Origin of the sequence: Halobacteriovorax sp. DA5 (assembly GCF_002903145.1) — a bacterium.
Lineage (GTDB): Bacteria > Bdellovibrionota > Bacteriovoracia > Bacteriovoracales > Bacteriovoracaceae > Halobacteriovorax_A.
Window position 1 is genome coordinate 659,761 of sequence record NZ_PPDJ01000001.1, and the last position, 16,720, is coordinate 676,480.

11 protein-coding genes and 1 pseudogene are annotated in these 16,720 nt (G+C 38.4%); 11 read left to right on the top strand and 1 reads right to left on the bottom strand.

Annotated features, from left to right (window positions below):
• The first annotated feature begins 26 nt into the window (after positions 1-26).
• From C0Z22_RS03250 to C0Z22_RS03285, 8 genes are all read left to right on the top strand, one after another.
• Positions 27-2,678, top strand: coding sequence for a hypothetical protein (locus C0Z22_RS03250; protein ID WP_103216901.1), 2,652 nt, complete (start codon positions 27-29; stop codon positions 2,676-2,678).
• 113 nt (positions 2,679-2,791) lie between these two features.
• Complete coding sequence (locus C0Z22_RS03255; protein WP_103216902.1) at positions 2,792-4,411, top strand: carboxyl transferase domain-containing protein; 1,620 nt, start codon at positions 2,792-2,794, stop codon at positions 4,409-4,411.
• A 22-nt stretch (positions 4,412-4,433) separates the two neighbouring features.
• Positions 4,434-5,225, top strand: coding sequence for an enoyl-CoA hydratase-related protein (locus C0Z22_RS03260; RefSeq protein ID WP_103216903.1), 792 nt, complete (start codon positions 4,434-4,436; stop codon positions 5,223-5,225).
• A 7-nt stretch (positions 5,226-5,232) separates the two neighbouring features.
• Entirely contained in the window at positions 5,233-7,146 is a 1,914-nt protein-coding gene (locus C0Z22_RS03265) for a biotin carboxylase N-terminal domain-containing protein (protein WP_146037771.1), read from the top strand.
• Positions 7,147-7,158: 12 nt separating this feature from the next.
• A complete protein-coding gene (locus C0Z22_RS03270) occupies positions 7,159-8,064 on the top strand; it encodes a hydroxymethylglutaryl-CoA lyase (RefSeq protein WP_103216905.1) in 906 nt (301 codons plus the stop codon).
• Entirely contained in the window at positions 8,064-8,879 is an 816-nt protein-coding gene (locus tag C0Z22_RS03275) for an enoyl-CoA hydratase-related protein (RefSeq protein ID WP_103216906.1), read from the top strand. Before C0Z22_RS03270 ends, C0Z22_RS03275 begins: the two co-directional genes overlap by 1 nt.
• Before the next feature lie 85 nt (positions 8,880-8,964).
• Positions 8,965-9,246 (top strand): hypothetical protein, encoded by a 282-nt coding sequence (locus tag C0Z22_RS03280; RefSeq protein ID WP_146037772.1) that lies wholly within the window; start codon positions 8,965-8,967, stop codon positions 9,244-9,246.
• Entirely contained in the window at positions 9,233-9,571 is a 339-nt protein-coding gene (locus C0Z22_RS03285) for a hypothetical protein (protein ID WP_103216908.1), read from the top strand. The genes C0Z22_RS03280 and C0Z22_RS03285 overlap by 14 nt, the downstream gene beginning before the upstream one ends.
• On the opposite strand, the gene C0Z22_RS03290 is transcribed toward C0Z22_RS03285, so the two are convergent.
• The gene (locus tag C0Z22_RS03290; RefSeq protein ID WP_103216909.1) at positions 9,552-11,597 is read right to left on the bottom strand and encodes an ATP-dependent helicase; all 2,046 of its coding nucleotides are present in this window, start codon (positions 11,595-11,597) and stop codon (positions 9,552-9,554) included. The two genes, C0Z22_RS03285 and C0Z22_RS03290, sit on opposite strands and share 20 nt — an antisense overlap.
• 172 nt (positions 11,598-11,769) lie before the next feature.
• Between C0Z22_RS03290 and C0Z22_RS03295 the strand changes: the two genes are divergently transcribed.
• The 3 genes and pseudogenes from C0Z22_RS03295 to C0Z22_RS03305 all read left to right on the top strand — a co-directional run bounded on the left by C0Z22_RS03295 (position 11,770) and on the right by C0Z22_RS03305 (position 16,663).
• Positions 11,770-12,822 (top strand): C1 family peptidase, encoded by a 1,053-nt coding sequence (locus C0Z22_RS03295; RefSeq protein ID WP_103216910.1) that lies wholly within the window; start codon positions 11,770-11,772, stop codon positions 12,820-12,822.
• A gap of 448 nt (positions 12,823-13,270) precedes the next feature.
• Positions 13,271-14,700 (top strand): annotated as a pseudogene (locus tag C0Z22_RS16360) (FumA C-terminus/TtdB family hydratase beta subunit).
• Between the two features lie 31 nt (positions 14,701-14,731).
• Positions 14,732-16,663, top strand: coding sequence for an acetoacetate--CoA ligase (locus tag C0Z22_RS03305; RefSeq protein ID WP_199177509.1), 1,932 nt, complete (start codon positions 14,732-14,734; stop codon positions 16,661-16,663).
• The last annotated feature ends 57 nt before the right edge of the window (positions 16,664-16,720 follow it).

Below are 16,720 nucleotides of genomic sequence, written 5' to 3' on the forward strand. Positions count from 1 at the left end.
AATTGGATCAGGTATCCGGGACGGAAATGAAATTAATTAAAATATTTATTATTACGACATTGTTTACACTACAGAACACTACTCAAGCAGCCGCTATCCTAGGAGTCGCTGGAGGTTCGTTTTCTACACCACTTCAACAAAATCTACTAATGTTAAGTGAAGTCGATACGGTTATTGCTGATGCTGGTATCTATCTTCTTGAACAGGTTGATCACAACGAAAATACATTCAATGAGATTAGAAAGAATCGTATCCTTGGTACAAGTGATCCATTTGTGGAAATGGAGAAGTCTCTTGCAAAGTCTGGCTGTGTTGGTGATCGTAAGAGTTCATCTCCAGCTGATAATCAAATTGATCAAGTGACAAAAATGGAAATCAGTATGTCTCGTTATGGTAATGCATGTCGAGACACTTTATATAGTGTTGACCTTCAAGAAGGTGCTAAAGAGAAAATTAATGTTGAACAATACTGTGGTTGTGTAAGTAACGTTACAGCTTCTGTAACTCAAGAACAGGCATTAGTACCTAATTCAGATGAAGCATATAAGAGTAAGTTTCACTCTGCGATTGTGGCCAGCCGAGTTTATAATCTTTTTGATCTAATTAGAGACAATGCTGGACGATTAGAACGTTATCGTCACAAACTAGCTATTAGAGATAAGAACTTTGATCGATTTACCTGTACAAAAAGTGATATTGATAAAATTAGTCAAAAAATTGAGTCTTGTTTAAGCCCTCAAGTTAGAAATGCAGTAGATAAGAAGCTTGGTTATAATTTGGATAATCTTATCAAAACAAGTACCGAAGGAGAGGCAAAGCAGCGCCTAAATCATGTTTTCACAAAATCTAATACAGAAATCGATGATTATTTTGATGATAAAATCGCTGCTGAGAATGTTGCCCTCGATGGTAATGGCGGTAGTAAAAGAAACCGATTCATTGATCTTTTCATTGTAAGATTCAATGAACAAAGAATTAGTGGTGAAGGATATTCGAAGTATTATAAAGATGATCTTAAAGCTTATGTTTATAATAACAAAATATTTAGTCGTGAATTTTATAGTTTTAGAGAAAGAGAAATTGCAAAGTCAGATAAGTTAAGTCGCTCTCTTTATTATCAAACTGATGGTAAAGAAGGTCGCCTTGATTATGCTAATCAAGTCTTTACTGCAGAAGAAGAGGATCAATTTCTAATTCAATACGTATCCTTCTTTGGTTCAAAATTTATGAAATCAATGGTTCGTGACGCAGATGATTTTGAGCAAGTAACTAAGGCCTTAAAAGAAATTAAAAATCAAGGTGTTGATACTAAGAGCTTTATCTTTGATTCTCTTATGAATCACTTAACAGATTTGAAAGAAGAAGTAATTAGTGAGTGTGAGAGTCGTATTGAAGAACTTGAGTATACTTGTGATCCTTCAAATTTTGATGATGTAATGAAAAGTGTATCTGCAGTTGAATTTACTGAGGCGAATGAGTCATTTGGTGGAAATGATATTGAAACAGCAGAGTTCTATTGTTCAGCTTTTAATAAAGGAGAGATCCCACAAACTATTGCGGGTGGGTATGGTAACTTTACTTCAACTTATGACCCTGCACTCGTTTTTGATGAAGTTCGTGGAAGTCACGGACAGCAAATTGCTTCAGTTAGAGAGTCTTATGAGAAGGGTGGCCTAGCAAATGCGTTTAATAATAATTCTAAATCAAATTCGAATATAGAAAATGTATCTGCAGATGCTATCGATGATGGAGCCTTTTCTCAAACGGCAGAGTACCTAAATAAGAAGTATACAAATACACAAAATACTGGGATGGCACAAAGCTCGCAAATGGCTACGATGGGACAGGCCCAAGTTGCTCAGGTGCAAACAAATACTGCTTCTCAAGTAAATGAAACAAAACATGAAAGAGTCGAGAGAGAGATTGAAAATCAAGTTGAGAAAATAGAAAATCAACTTGCATCAAGTGTTAATGACGATCAAGAAGCGCAAGAGCTTAGAAAGCAACTTAAAGAGTTAAAAGAACAACTGGCCAATGTTGCAAAAAATGCACTTGCAGTTAATGAAGAAAGCGCAAAGAGAAAAGAAAGAAGTATTGCTAGTGAGCAAAATTTTGCTGATGAGCGAGCGTTAGGTCACTTTGGTAGTAGTTCTTCTGCATACTCTCACTCTGGTGCAGCTCCATCTAGTGTAAGAGGAGGGGCCTCTGTTGGTTCAACTTCTGGCCGTGGTGGTGGAGCATCAATAGCAGGTGCTGGGACTTCTGGATCAGCATCTTCAATCTCAGCTGCCCTTGGCGCAGCAGATATGGTATCAGGACTTAGTTTATCTAGTAATACACGATCAGATGTACTATCGGTATCAGATAATCGAATAGGAAAGCAAGATCGTAAGCTAGTTGCTGATGCAATTTCAAAAGGTAGCAATCGCGTTGTCCTAGCAGATGGTCAGACATACTTCATTGGCCATGATGATGATGGGAACGTCATCCTTTCACAATCAAAAGATGCACTATTTGAGGTAGCAATGCTTTCTGAATTAGAGGGGCCCCAGTTAGAAGCAGATCAGATTAAAAAACTGGATAACGCAGGCCGCTCAATTGCCTCGGAGGCTTCAGAAGTAAGTTCTGAGGATAGTATCTACTCTCAATTTCTCAATGCAGCAGAAATATCAGAATAATTTCTTAGAATAAGCCGATGCAAGGCGCGTTATAACGTGCCTTGCCTTGTCAAAATCCCTCATAAATAGATAAAATTGCTCAGTTTTTATTACAAAAGTTAGAGGCAATTTCTATGACAATTTCAGGGACGCTACCTATCGTTTCTAAGGTCGATCGATCAAGTGATGACTTTAGAGAGAATTTCAATTTTCATTTTTCAAATGTAGAAGAATTAAGAAACAAAGTTAAACATGCTCATATGGGTGGAGGAGAAAAGTCTGTTTCTCGTCACCACTCTCGTGGAAAATTATTACCACGTGAGCGTATTGATAAAATCCTCGATGCAGGATCTCCATTTATCGAATTATCATCTCTTGCTGCAAACGGCATGTATGGAATGGATATCCCAAGTGCTGGTATCGTAACAGGTATTGGTAAAGTACACGGTGTTTGGTGTATGTTCGTGGCCAATGATGCAACTGTTAAGGGTGGAACTTACTTTCCAATGACAGTTAAGAAACACTTAAGAGCGCAAGAGGTGGCACGTGAGAATCGCCTTCCATGTGTTTATCTTGTGGACTCTGGTGGAGCATTCTTACCAATGCAAGATGAAGTATTTCCAGATAAAGAACACTTTGGAAGAATCTTTTTTAATCAGGCCCAAATGTCTGCCCAAGGGATTCCACAAATTGCTGTTGTTCTTGGTTCATGTACTGCTGGTGGAGCTTACGTTCCTGCGATGGCGGATGAATCAATTATTGTAAAAGATAATGGGACGATCTTTTTAGGAGGACCTCCTCTAGTAAAAGCTGCAACAGGTGAAGAAGTTGATGCTCAAACTCTTGGTGGGGCAAAGGTTCACACTAGTGAGTCTGGTGTTGCTGACCACTTCGCTGAAGACGAAGACGACGCTCTTGCAATTACAAGATCAATTCTTGAAAATATAAACTTTGAGCAAAACGAAGATGACTTCAATTTTGAAATGCCAAAGTATGATGCCGAAGATATTTACGGAATTCTTCCTCGTGATACGAAGAAGCCATTTGATATTAGAGAGATCATTGCTTGCCTTGTTGATGGTTCACGCTTTCATGAGTTTAAAGAGAAATACGGGCCAACACTGGTTTGTGGTTTCGCAAAGATTTGTGGAGAAAGAGTAGGGATCGTAGCTAATAACGGTATTCTCTTTTCTGAATCGGCAATTAAAGGTTCTCACTTTATTCAGCTTTGCGGACAAAGAAATATTCCATTAGTTTTCCTACAAAATATTACTGGTTTCATGGTTGGTTCTAAATATGAAGCTGAAGGAATTGCAAAGCATGGTGCTAAAATGGTTACGGCCGTTTCAACTGTTAATGTTCCAAAGTTTACAGTTGTGATTGGTGGATCTTTTGGTGCTGGTAACTACGGTATGTGTGGTCGTGCTTATTCTCCTCGTTTCTTATGGATGTGGCCTAATGCTCGTATCTCAGTAATGGGTGGTGAGCAAGCAGCAGGAGTACTTGCAACTGTTCGTCAAGACGGGCTTGTTGCAAAAGGTGAAAAGCCGATGACGGCCGAAGAAGAAGCGAAGTTTAAACAACCTATCTTAGATAAATACGAAAATGAAGGAAGCGCATATTATTCAACAGCAAGACTGTGGGATGATGGTGTGATTGAACCTCATAAAACTCGTGATATCTTAGGTGCGGCAATTAAAGCAAGCAAACAGGCTCCAATTGAAGAGACTAAGTTTGGTGTCTTTAGAATGTAGTGAAATAGAAGAAGGATTTTTTATGACAGGATATACAAAAGAGATAAAAACAGGTGAAGAAAGTGGGATTTGTTTCATCACACTAAATCGCCCAGAAGTACATAATGCATTCAATGATGAGATGATTGCAGCACTTACAGAAGAGTTCCTAGCACTTGAAAATGATGACAGCGTCCGCGTTGTTGTTCTTACTGGTGCCGGAAAATCATTTTGCGCAGGAGCTGATCTAAATTGGATGAAAAAAATGAAAGACTATTCAATGGAAGAAAATATTGCGGACTCTAAAAAGTTAGCGGGACTATTTCATGCCATTAACAATCTTTCTAAGCCAGTCATTGGCCGAGTAAATGGCGCTGCCCTTGGTGGTGGAGTTGGTCTTGTTGCTTGTTGTGACTTTGTCATCGCAAGTGAGAGTGCAAAATTTGGTCTTACGGAAGTTAATCTTGGACTTGTTCCTGCGGTAATTTCTCCATTTGTTATGGCAAAAATTGGAGAGTCAAATGCTCGCCACCTATTTCTTACTGGTGAGAGATTTGATGGAGAACGTGCTCTTCAAATTGGCCTTATTCATAGAGTTTCTCTTGATCGCTACTATGATGCAGATATCGTCAATATGGCAAAAGAACTCATTAAAGTTGCACCAAATGCACAGAGAGTTGCAAAGAAGTTAATTTTTGGTGTTAAAGAGCGTCTTGGAAATGATGAAGCAACAATGAATTACACTTGTGAAGTTATTGCTAAGCAGAGAATTTCTGATGAAGGTCAGGAAGGTATGACAGCATTACTTGAAAAAAGAAAACCAAACTGGAAGTAAGTTATATATGGCAACTATAAAGAAAATTGAGAAAGTATTAATCGCCAACCGCGCTGAGATTGCACTAAGAGTTATCAAAACTTGTCGCACTCTTGGAATTAAAACAGTAACTCTTTACACTTTTGAAGAAAGAAATCTTCCTCAAAGAGAATTTGCAGATGAGACTTATTACTTAGAAGGAAAACTTCTTAGTGAAACATATCTGAATATGGATAAGATCATTCAAATTGCAAAAGATAGTGGATGTGATGCAATTCACCCTGGTTATGGTTTCTTATCTGAAAACGCAATATTTGCTCAGAAAGTAACTGATGCAGGTCTTGTGTTTATTGGACCAACTCCTGAGCATATTGTTCTTATGGGAGATAAGAAAGGGTCTAAAGACAAGATGATTGAAATTGGTGTTCCTGTTATTCCAGGATACAATGGTGAAAATCAAGAACCTGAATTCTTAAAGTCTGAAGCTGATAAAATGGGCTATCCTGTACTGATTAAAGCATCTGCCGGTGGTGGTGGAAAAGGGATGAGGGTTGTTAATGACTCGAAAGACTTTCTTGCTGAACTTGAAAGTTGTAAGCGAGAGGCCCTAAGCTCATTTGGTTCCGATATTGTCTTGATTGAAAAATTCATAACAAGTCCACGCCATATTGAAATTCAAGTAATGAGTGATACTCACGGAAATCACTTTCACTTTTTTGAAAGAGAATGTTCAATTCAAAGACGTCACCAAAAAATTATTGAAGAGTCTCCTTCTTTGGCCCTAAGTGATGAGCTTCGTAAAAAGATGACTGATGCAGCTGTTAAGATTACAACGGCCATCGATTATCATGGTGCTGGTACTGTTGAATTAATTCTTGACGGTGAAAACTTCTATTTTCTTGAAATGAATACAAGATTACAGGTTGAGCACCCTGTCACTGAAATGGTAACAGGATATGATCTTGTCGAATTACAGCTTATGGCAGCAAGTGGTGAGAGATTTGAGTTTACTCAAGATGATATTAAGCAAGTCGGGCACGCTATTGAATGTCGTATCTATGCAGAAGATCCTGATAATGACTTTATGCCAGCAATTGGTCGCCTTGAATATATTGGGGATGCAATTGAGGGGATTCGTCTAGACACTGGTTATAAGAATGGAAACTCAATCACTGTTAACTTTGACCCAATGATTGCAAAAGTAATTACTTGGGGAGCTGAAAGAAATGAAGCTGTAGGAACAATGATTGCAGGTCTTAATCACCTTCCATTTGAAGGTTTAACAACAAATAATGACTATCTCGTAAGAATTTTAAAGCATGAGGCATTCCTTGCTGGTAACACTTATACTCACTTTGTAAAAACTTATGAAGCAGATCTTGCACCTGCTGAAGTTTATGCAGAAGAGATTGCTGCTGCTCTTGCTCACGATTTCTTAAAAGATGATATCATGTTTGATTCTTTTAGAATGAGCGGTGACCAAGGTGAAAAGAGAATTTATGACTTTGGAGAAAATACTTTTGAAGCTTTCTTCAAGTTCTCAGGTGTGAGTACTCTTGTTGTACGTTTTGAAGGCTTTACTTGTACTGTTGATATTGAAGAAGATGCTCTTTGGATTAACGAAGTTCCATTCCATATCTTAACGCAAAAGAATGCCTATATTGTAAATAGTAAGCGTGTTGAACTTTCACGAAGTGTTGCGAAGCGCTCTGGGGCTGCTACAGGTGAGGCCCATGAAATGAGCTCGCCAATGCCTGGGAAAATTCTTAAGGTTCTTGTTCAAGCAGGGCAAGAAGTTAAAATTGGTGATGCTCTAGTTGTTATGGAGGCCATGAAAATGGAACATACTGTAAAGGCATCTCGTGATGGTAAGATTGATGCTATACTAGTTCAAGAAGGCCAAACAATTGATGGTGGAGTTGACCTCGTAGAATTAAACTAATTCGGATTAACTATGACTAAAAAAATTAAGATTGTTGAAGTTGGACCTCGCGACGGATTACAAAATGAAAAAAGTTTTGTCGCTACAGAAGATAAGCTCGAGTTTATCAAGCTTTTAAGTGAGACAGGACTTTCAACAATTGAAGTAACAAGCTTTGTTCGTCCTGATAAGATTCCTCAAATGCAGGATGCAGCAGAGCTGTATCCTCAGGTATTAAAAATCACTGAAGATAAGGGGATTGCAACTCCTTGTTTAGTACCCAACTTAAAGGGACTAGAGCTTGCAAAGAGTCTTGGGGTGAAAGAGATTAGTATGTTTACTGCAACATCGAATACTTTCAACCAGAAGAATATCAATGCAACTATTGAAGAGGCCCATGCAAGACAGATTGAAGTGGCAAAGGCCGCTCTTGATGAAGGAATGAAAGTTAGAGGTTATCTTTCAACAGTTTTTGGTTGCCCTTATGAAAAAGAAATAAAAGATAAATCAATCGTTGATGGAATCCAAAGATTATTAGATCTAGGGTGTTACGAAATATCATTAGGGGATACTATTGGTGTCGCTAACCCTAACCAAGTGCGAAGAATTACAAAACTAATTAAAGATCACTTTGGTTTAAAACAGATGGCAATGCACTTTCACGATACAGAGGGGATGGCCCTCGCTAATATCTACGCTTCTTTAGAAGAGGGGATTGAGGTTTTTGATTCATCTGCAGCAGGTCTTGGCGGTTGTCCATATGCAAAAGGTGCAAGTGGGAATGTGGCAACAGATGACGTTGTTAATCTCTTACATAAACTTGGTTTTGATACAGGCGTGGATATGGATAAACTCCATGATGCTAGCTCTTTTATTATTTCTAAAATCGGTCACACTGCACCGTCTAAGTTTTTTCAAGCTTATAAAGGAAGGAAGTAATGTCTATTTACGGCTACGAATTTGAACACTTAAAAATTGAAAAGAAAGACGCAACCCTTTGGGTAAGTCTTGATAATACTAAGATGGCAAATGCTATCACTAATAAAATGATTGCTTCTCTTACTGAAGTTTTAACATTCGCTGATGGTGATCCAGATATTCGCGTGATCGTTCTTAGAGGCGAAGGCGACAACTTCTGTGCCGGTGGTGATATTAAAGCAATGATTGCTCGCAAAGGAATGTTTGCAGGTGAATCTTTTGAGCTAAGAAATCGTTACTCTCGTGGAATTCAAAATATTCCTCGAGTTATCGAAAGACTTCAAAAACCAATTATAGCAATGGTTCACGGTGGTGCAATTGGAGCTGGATGTGATCTTGTAGCGATGTGTGATCTTGCCGTCGCAAGCGATGATGCGAAATTTGGTGAGACTTTCTGTAAGCTCTCTCTCGTTCCTGGAGATGGTGGGCCATTCTTTTTAACTCGAAAAGTTGGTTACACAAAAGCAATGGAGATGTACTTAACGGGCCGTATTTATACTGCTAAAGAGGCCATGCAAATGGGCCTTGTTAATAATATCGTAACAGGTGAGGACCTTGAGCTTGCTGTATCTGCTTTTGCAAATGAAATAGCTGCTAATGCTCCAGTTGCAGTACAATTGACAAAGACAGCAATGAAGCGTGCTGCGCACGATGATCTTGAGTCTCATCTCAATTTAATGAGTGCATACCAAGGAATTGCGCAAAGAACGAATGATCACTTTGAGGGACTTTCAGCTCTAAAAGAGAAGAGAAACCCAGACTTCAAGGGAAATTAATATTAATATAATCGTAATGGGCCTTTTTGCCTTCTTTCTTTCGTCTTGCTCTAGCACCCTCTATAGTGGAGATGGTGAGAGGCTTTTGCATATTTCAAAACATGCAAATCGAGAGGCCATTACGTTAAAAGCAAATCACGAAATTCAAAATATGTTTTATGGATCACTTCCGAAACAGCATCATATAAAACTAGGTAATGATTTCTTTCGTCGTCGAAGTGAGTATGTTTCACGTGTTGAAATTCAAGAGATTGAATCTCCACTTGATCAATTTATAAAATTTTTAAGTTTTGGCCTTTTTTCCAAAAAGCAAATTGAAGTTAAGGCGGCCACTGATATTGGAGAGAATGAGTATGAAGTTTACTAGATTTGTCATTCTCCCTTTTATACTGTTCATTACTTCTTGTGCATCAAGTGGAGTTAAGCTCAATAGTCAATTTTGTGCTTCTCCAAATGGTATTTGGGCAAAAGCAGACGATAAGCTTGATTATCGTGTTTCAAAAAATATTTCTGGCTTTGGTATTGAAGAGCGTAGAATTAGAGATATTTTTAAGCAAAGAAGTTATGATTGTCGCCAGGTAAGTAAGATGCGTGTGACGATTAAACAGGGATTTTTTGAAACACTACTTAGCCTTATCCCAGGTTACTCTTCCAATACTGTTATCATTGATTTTAATCTAGAAGATTCATAAGTCCTGAAAAGAAATCTTTCTTATAGGCGTCGACTTCTTCTTGAGTTTCAAGGTGACCGAAGTTTTGACGGTCTTGTTTAACAAAGTATTTTTTTGCATCATCTGTGCATAGAAAGCGTGAGTGATGGCGTGTTAGCATATTGCCGTATATTTTTCTTTGCTTACACACTGTCATGATAAGCTTTTCTTGAGCGCGAGTAATCCCTACATAACAAAGTCTACGCTCTTCTGCGTCTCCTTCGCCATTAACAATTGTTTTCTTGTGCGGAAGGATTTCTTCTTCGACTCCAACCATATAAACTTGTTTAAACTCAAGCCCCTTTGATGAGTGAAGAGTCATCATCGTAACTTCATTCTTTCTTACATCATCATCTTCGTCTTCATCTTTTGTATCCTGAGAATCTTGAAGCATAAGCTTTTCCATGAATTTATCTAGGGTAGCTTGTTCCTTAAAATTCTCTGTAAAACGCGCCGCTGATTCAATGAAGAAGTGAATATCGTCTTTTTTACGTGAAGCCTGCTTAACTTGGTCATAGCATTTGTCGATATATTCAAAATACTTTAGATCATCCGTAAGACTTGTGATTGCCTGACTAAGAGGTAGTCTTCCAAAATACTCTTTTGCACTTTCAATAAAATTAATAAATGTTGTAATCTTATCCGCTCGTGTACCCGCAAGTTCAGGTGCATTTTTCATTGCACTAAACAGATCGATCTGATGGGCCTCACTTTCTTCTAGAAATTTCTCTAAAGTCTTCATTCCGATTCCACGATTCGGAACATTTAGAATTCTTCGAAGCGCCATTTGATCGGCAGGATTTTTAATGACCGAAAGATAGGCCATGATATCTTTTACTTCTTTTTTCTCGTAAAATTTTTGGCCACCGATAATTGTATAGGGTACCTGAGAAAGTCTTAGCTGCTCTTCAATTGGTGCTGCTTGAGTATTTGAACGGTAAAGAATTGCGATGTCACCTAAATGCCCACCTTTAGATTGGTGAGAGATAATATCTTCAACAATGATTTCCGCCTCATGTTCAGTATCTTCAAGCTCCCAAAGGATAGGCCTGTGATCACTTGGTTTATCTGACCACAGTGTCTTGTCTCGACGATCTGTATTTTCTTGAATAACAGCGTTAGCAAGTTTTAGAATCGGTGAGATTGAGCGATAATTCTGCTCTAGCTTGATAACTTTTGCACGAGAGTAATCTCTTTCAAAGCCAATGATATTTGAAATATCGGCACCTCGAAACGAATAGATTGCTTGATCATCGTCACCAACAACACACAGATTATCGTGGGCACAAGTTAAGTGGCGAATAAGTCTAAATTGAAGTGGATTTGTATCTTGGTACTCATCTACCATGATGTACTTAAATCCATTTGAATACTCTAAAGCGATTTCGGGATTCTCATCAAAGAGCCTAACTGTTAGAAGAAGAATATCATCAAAGTCGATGGCATTATAAAATTTAAGCTTCTCTTGATAAAATTCGTAGAGAAAATTAACTGCGTGATCATAAGGATCTTCTCCATCAAAGAATGGCGAATCAGCAAAGTCCTCAGGCTTAATCCCTTCGTTTTTAAGCTTTCCAATCTTAGACTGAATAACTTCTTTCTTAAATGAGCCCTTGTTATCGTGATAAAGTCTAAGACCTTCACGTATGATACTCATTTGATCTGTTTGGTCGTAGATCGAGAAGTTCTTATGGTAACCCAAATGAGTAATTTCTTTCTTAAGAATTTTCAGTCCTAGTGAGTGAAAAGTCGCTAAAGTCATTCCTTTAGATTTATTCTTTCCAAGCAGGCCGTGAACTCTTTCTTTCATTTCCTTTGCGGCCTTATTTGTAAATGAAACGGCCAAAATCTGTTTTCCAGGAATATGCAGGTTATCAACCATATGCGCAATTCGGTAGGTGATTGTACGTGTTTTACCACTTCCAGCACCTGCTAAAATCAGTACTGGGCCTTCGATGGTCTCAGCCGCCGCGCGTTGTTTGTCGTTTAATCCTGCCAATGAAATCATGCGTATAATGTGCCTTTAGAAAGGCGATTAGGCAATCTGTTTGTTGGTATGGGTTCCTGGATACTTTTCGGGATGCTTAGCATAATTACTTCATGCCACGCACCCCGAAAAGTATCCAGGAACCTTGCATTGCATCTTGATAAAGCCGAGCTAAAGAGTCAGAATTTCATACATGAACACAACACACCTTAGATCGATTTTATTGAATTTAATAATTCTACTTGGTGCACTATACACCCAAGCATCTGAGCTTCCATCGCGAAGTGATATCCATGCATTAATTGGCCAACAGACTTCTGTTAAGTCTCAAGGCTCCCGTGGTACATGCACTATGTTTAGTGCAATTGGAATTGTTGAGCACTTACTAATTCGTAAGCATGGGGTTCTACCGGTTGAGCTCGATTTGTCTGAGCAGTGGATGGAATATCTCATAATGAAGGATAAGAGTTGGGAAGGTTCAACAACATCTAAAAATATGCGTGCCATTCTTGATTGGGGAGTTGTTTACGAAAAAACTTGGCCTTACTCTCGCAAGAAATGGCCATCTCTTGAAGATGACTATCCTGAAATCACTATGGCCAAACAAACTTGTGGCCATTTAGTAGAGCTTCCAAAGTATCTACAGTCTTGTTTACTTGGGCAGCGTGATCCTCGTTTATTTGAAATGACTGATTATGATATTGCTCAAATTGATCCTGATTTTATTCCAATTAGAAAAGAGGCAATTTATTTAAGAGACACTTTAGTGGATGATCTTTATTCAAGAAAGAAGTCTTACATGTCGAAAGACTTATCCAAAATTAAGAAATGGTTAAGTCAAGGAAAGTCAGTTATTCTAGGAACTAAGTTGTACTATGGGTCTTGGAATGCAAAAAAGACTCAGACTCTTGAGATTCAAGAACGTGATAAGAGCAAATGGTATGCAGGCATTGTTGGCTATCCTGAAGTTGGAACACGTGATCGTCGAATTTCGGGAGAAAAAGGCGGGGGCCATTCGATGATTCTTGTTGGTTATGACGATGATGTTGTTGTGAAGACTAGAATGCAGATGGAAGATGGCTCTTGGCAGGAATTCGAATATAAGGGTGTTTATTACTTTAAGAATTCTTGGGGAGTTAAAGGCTTTGGGAAGAAGTTTAAGTTAGATGAAGTAAACTATCCAGGTTATGGAATGATTACTCAAAAATATGCACATGATTTTGGAAATTTTTTCTATATAGATTAAGGAGATGGCCATGGCCAAGAAGAAAGTAGCAAAGAAGAAAGTTGCTAAAAAAGCAACTAAGAAAGTAGCAAAGAAAGCAACTAAGAAAGTAGCAAAGAAAAAAGCAACTAAGAAAGTAGCAAAGAAAGCAACTAAGAAAGTAGCAAAGAAAAAAGCAGCTAAGAAAGTAGCAAAGAAAGCAACTAAGAAAGTAGCAAAGAAAGCAACTAAGAAAGTAGCAAAGAAAACAACTAAGAAAGTCGCAAAGAAAGCAACTAAGAAAGTAGCAAAGAAAGCAACTAAGAAAGTAGCAAAGAAAAAAGCAGCTAAGAAAGTAGCAAAGAAAGCAACTAAGAAAGTAGCAAAAAAAGCAACTAAGAAAGTAGCAAAGAAAGCGACTAAGAAAGCAGCTAAGAAAGTAGCAAAAAAAGCAAACCCAACAAAGGACCTTTTTAACTCACTACTTGAACTGATTAGAGTTACTTCAACTGTTCTTCCTGACGACATTCAACGTGTTGTTCTTGATGCTCTTCATAGAGAAGAAAAGAATACTACGGCCGAATATGCAATGAATATCATTCAAGCAAATATCAAAATGGCAGAGCAAAAATCTCAGCCACTATGCCAAGATACTGGAACAATTGTATTCAAGGTTTACCATCCAAGAGACTTTGATCAGGATGCATTCAGAAAGGTATGTGAAAAAGCCGTTCTTGAAGCAACTAAGATTGGATACCTAAGACAAAACTCAGTTGATTCACTAACTGGTAAGAACGATTGTATGAATGTTGGTGGTGGACACCCAGTAATTAAGTTTGAGCAACACAAGTCAAAGAATCTTGACGTTAAGCTTATGCTTAAAGGTGGGGGTTGTGAGAACGTTGGTGCACAATACTCACTTCCAAATACTGAATTAAATGCAGGCCGTGATCTTGATGGTGTAAGAAAAGCAATCCTTGATTGTGTTCAAAAAGCACAAGGTAAGGGATGTGGACCAGGTGTTCTAGGTGTATGTATCGGTGGTGATAGAGGAACTGGACATGTGGCCGCTAAGGATCAATTCCTAAGAAAGCTAGATGATAAAAACTCTAAGCCTGAGCTTGCTGCACTTGAAGCAGACATCGTTGAAACAGCAAATAAACTTGGTATTGGGCCAATGGGATTTGGTGGAAAAACAACTCTTCTAGGATGTAAAGTAACAGACCTTAACCGTCTTCCTGCTTCATTCTTTGTTTCAGTTTCTTATATGTGCTGGGCATTTAGAAGACAGGGCGTTTCGCTTAAAGCAAATAATACAATCAATAAATGGTTATACTAGGAAGAGGTTAGAACATGAAACGTTTAGACTATCCATTTACAAAAGAACAAATTAGAGAACTTAAAGTTGGAGATATGGTTTTAATATCAGGAAAGATGTTTACTGGACGCGATGCTGTTCACAAACGTCTTCACGAAGGAACAAAACCACCAGTAGATTTAAATAACCAAATTATCTATCACTGTGGTCCAGTTGTACTAGAAAACAAAGATGGTACATATGAAGTTAAGGCCGCAGGGCCAACGACTTCAATCCGTGAGGAACCATACCAGTGGGAAGTAATGCGTGACCACGGAATCCTTGGTGTTATCGGTAAAGGTGGAATGGGGCAGAAGACTCTTGACGGTTGTCGCGAGTACGGATGTGTATACTTCCATGGTATTGGTGGAGCAGCACAGGTTTTAGCTGAAAAAATCAAATCAGTAGACAATGTTTACTGGCGTGACCTTGGTTCTCCTGAAGCGATTTGGGAATTAACAGTAGAAGAGTTTCCTGTTGTTGTAACAATGGATGCTCACGGTAATTCTCTACACGCAAAAGTTGAAGCAGAGAGTGCTGAAATCCTTAAGGGACTAGTTTAGTTTATTTAAAAACTTTTTGAGGTTTTAAGAAGTGAATAAGATTTTATATACGCCAAGTAGTGAACGTATCCAATCATCAAATATGATGGAGTTTATTAGACAAATTAATAAGTCCCAAGGCTTGGACTGTAAGTCTTATTACTCACTTCACAAATATTCTGTCGAAAACCCAAAGAGTTTTTGGAAAGAACTCGTTAAGTTTTTTGATATCGACTATACGGGAGATCTCGAACCAGTATGTACTGATTTGAGTTTTGAAAGTTACGGTTGGTTTCCAAAAGTTAAACTTAACTTCGCTAAAAATCTTTTAAAAAATGGCCGTGATATTTCAATTGCTTTAAGTAGCGTGAGAGAAAGCGGCCAAACTCAAAAAACTTCTTATAAAGGTTTAAAAAATAAAGTGGCGGGTTTGCAAGATGTGATTAAACCACATATTGCAAAAGGTGATGTCTTGGCCTGCTATATGCCAAATATTGCAGAAACTGTTGTTTCAATGCTTGCGACGACTTCACTGGGTGGTGTTTTTACATCGACTTCATGTGACTTTGGTGTTGAAGGTGTGATTGACCGCTTCGGACAATCAAAACCAAAAGTTCTTGTTACTGTTAATGGTTACGAATATGGTGGAAAGTATTTTGACTTAACAGATAAGATTAATGCTGTTGTTAAAGCTGTCGACTCAATTGAAAAAGTAATCGTTGTTGACTTCAAGGGGAAAGGCCTTGATGCAAGCTCAATACACAAAGGCGTTAGCTGGTCTGATGTGGTTAGACCAATTGAAGAAGAGATAGAGTATACTGAGTGTGACTTTTCCGACCCTCTCTATATTATGTACTCTTCTGGAACTACAGGTAAGCCTAAGTGTATCGTTCATAGTGTCGGAGGAACTCTCGTTAATCATATTAAGGAGCTTGGCCTTCACTCGGATCTTAAGGAAGACAAATCAATTTTCTTCTTCACCACTTGTGGTTGGATGATGTGGAACTGGCTTGTTTCTTCTCTTTACTTTGGATCTACTGTTGTTCTTTATGAAGGCTCGCCGGGATATCCAACTTTTGGTGATTTTATTTCAATTATTGAAAAAGAGCAGCTAAATATTTTTGGAACAAGCCCAAAATTCTTAAAGGCCCTTGAAGATACTGGAATTGATCTTTCACAATATGATATGTCATCTCTTGAAACGATTCTTTCTACAGGTGCACCACTTCTTCCTGAACAATTCGATTATGTTTATACGAAGTTTAAAAAAGACATTCAACTTTCAAGTATTTCTGGTGGTACAGATATTATAGGTTGTTTCTTCTTAGGAAACCCAATCCTTCCTGTCTTTAGAGGGGAGCTACAATGTGCTGGTCTAGGAATGGATGTTACTTGTTTTGATAGTCGCGGAAAGGAAGTCCCTGCTGGTGAAGAAGGTGAGTTAGTTTGTCTACAAAGTTTTCCTTCACGCCCAATCTACTTCCTAAACGATGATGATGGTCAGCGTATCAACAAAGCATACTTCTCGGAGTTTAAGGGAGTGTGGCATCACGGTGACTTTATTAAGATCACAGAGGGTGGTGGTGCGATGGTTCTTGGCCGCTCTGATGCGACTCTTAATCCAGGTGGTGTCCGTATTGGTACTGCTGAGATTTACCGTCAAACGGAGACGATTGACTTTATTGAAGATTCAGTTTGTGTTGGAAAGAATGTCGACGGTGATGTTGAGGTATGGCTCTTTGTCGTAACGAAAGATGGCCATGAACTTACTAAGGAAGATTGTAAATTTATCAAAACTCGCATACGTGAAAATACAACACCGAGGCATATGCCAAGACGTGTAATCCAAGTAAAGGGAATTCCATATACTCGCTCTGGAAAGAAGATGGAGATGGCCGTAAGTCGTCTTATCAATGGCCGTGCTCTTGATAATGTTCAGGCCGTGGCAAATCCTGAGACTTTGGATTTTTTCACAAATCTCTAAGCTTTCTAGGCAATTGATTTTATTTGATTTTGTGAATTTCCTCTTTGGCCATAGGCA

What these genes read in the sequence shown, in the direction of transcription:
- C0Z22_RS03250 (WP_103216901.1), top strand. Translation starts at nt 27, where the DNA reads ATGAAATTAATTAAAATATTTATTATTACGACATTGTTTACACTACAG.
- C0Z22_RS03255 (WP_103216902.1), top strand. Translation starts at nt 2,792, where the DNA reads ATGACAATTTCAGGGACGCTACCTATCGTTTCTAAGGTCGATCGATCA.
- C0Z22_RS03260 (WP_103216903.1), top strand. Translation starts at nt 4,434, where the DNA reads ATGACAGGATATACAAAAGAGATAAAAACAGGTGAAGAAAGTGGGATT.
- C0Z22_RS03265 (WP_146037771.1), top strand. Translation starts at nt 5,233, where the DNA reads ATGGCAACTATAAAGAAAATTGAGAAAGTATTAATCGCCAACCGCGCT.
- C0Z22_RS03270 (WP_103216905.1), top strand. Translation starts at nt 7,159, where the DNA reads ATGACTAAAAAAATTAAGATTGTTGAAGTTGGACCTCGCGACGGATTA.
- C0Z22_RS03275 (WP_103216906.1), top strand. Translation starts at nt 8,064, where the DNA reads ATGTCTATTTACGGCTACGAATTTGAACACTTAAAAATTGAAAAGAAA.
- C0Z22_RS03285 (WP_103216908.1), top strand. Translation starts at nt 9,233, where the DNA reads ATGAAGTTTACTAGATTTGTCATTCTCCCTTTTATACTGTTCATTACT.
- C0Z22_RS03290 (WP_103216909.1), bottom strand. Translation starts at nt 11,597, where the DNA reads ATGATTTCATTGGCAGGATTAAACGACAAACAACGCGCGGCGGCTGAG.
- C0Z22_RS03295 (WP_103216910.1), top strand. Translation starts at nt 11,770, where the DNA reads ATGAACACAACACACCTTAGATCGATTTTATTGAATTTAATAATTCTA.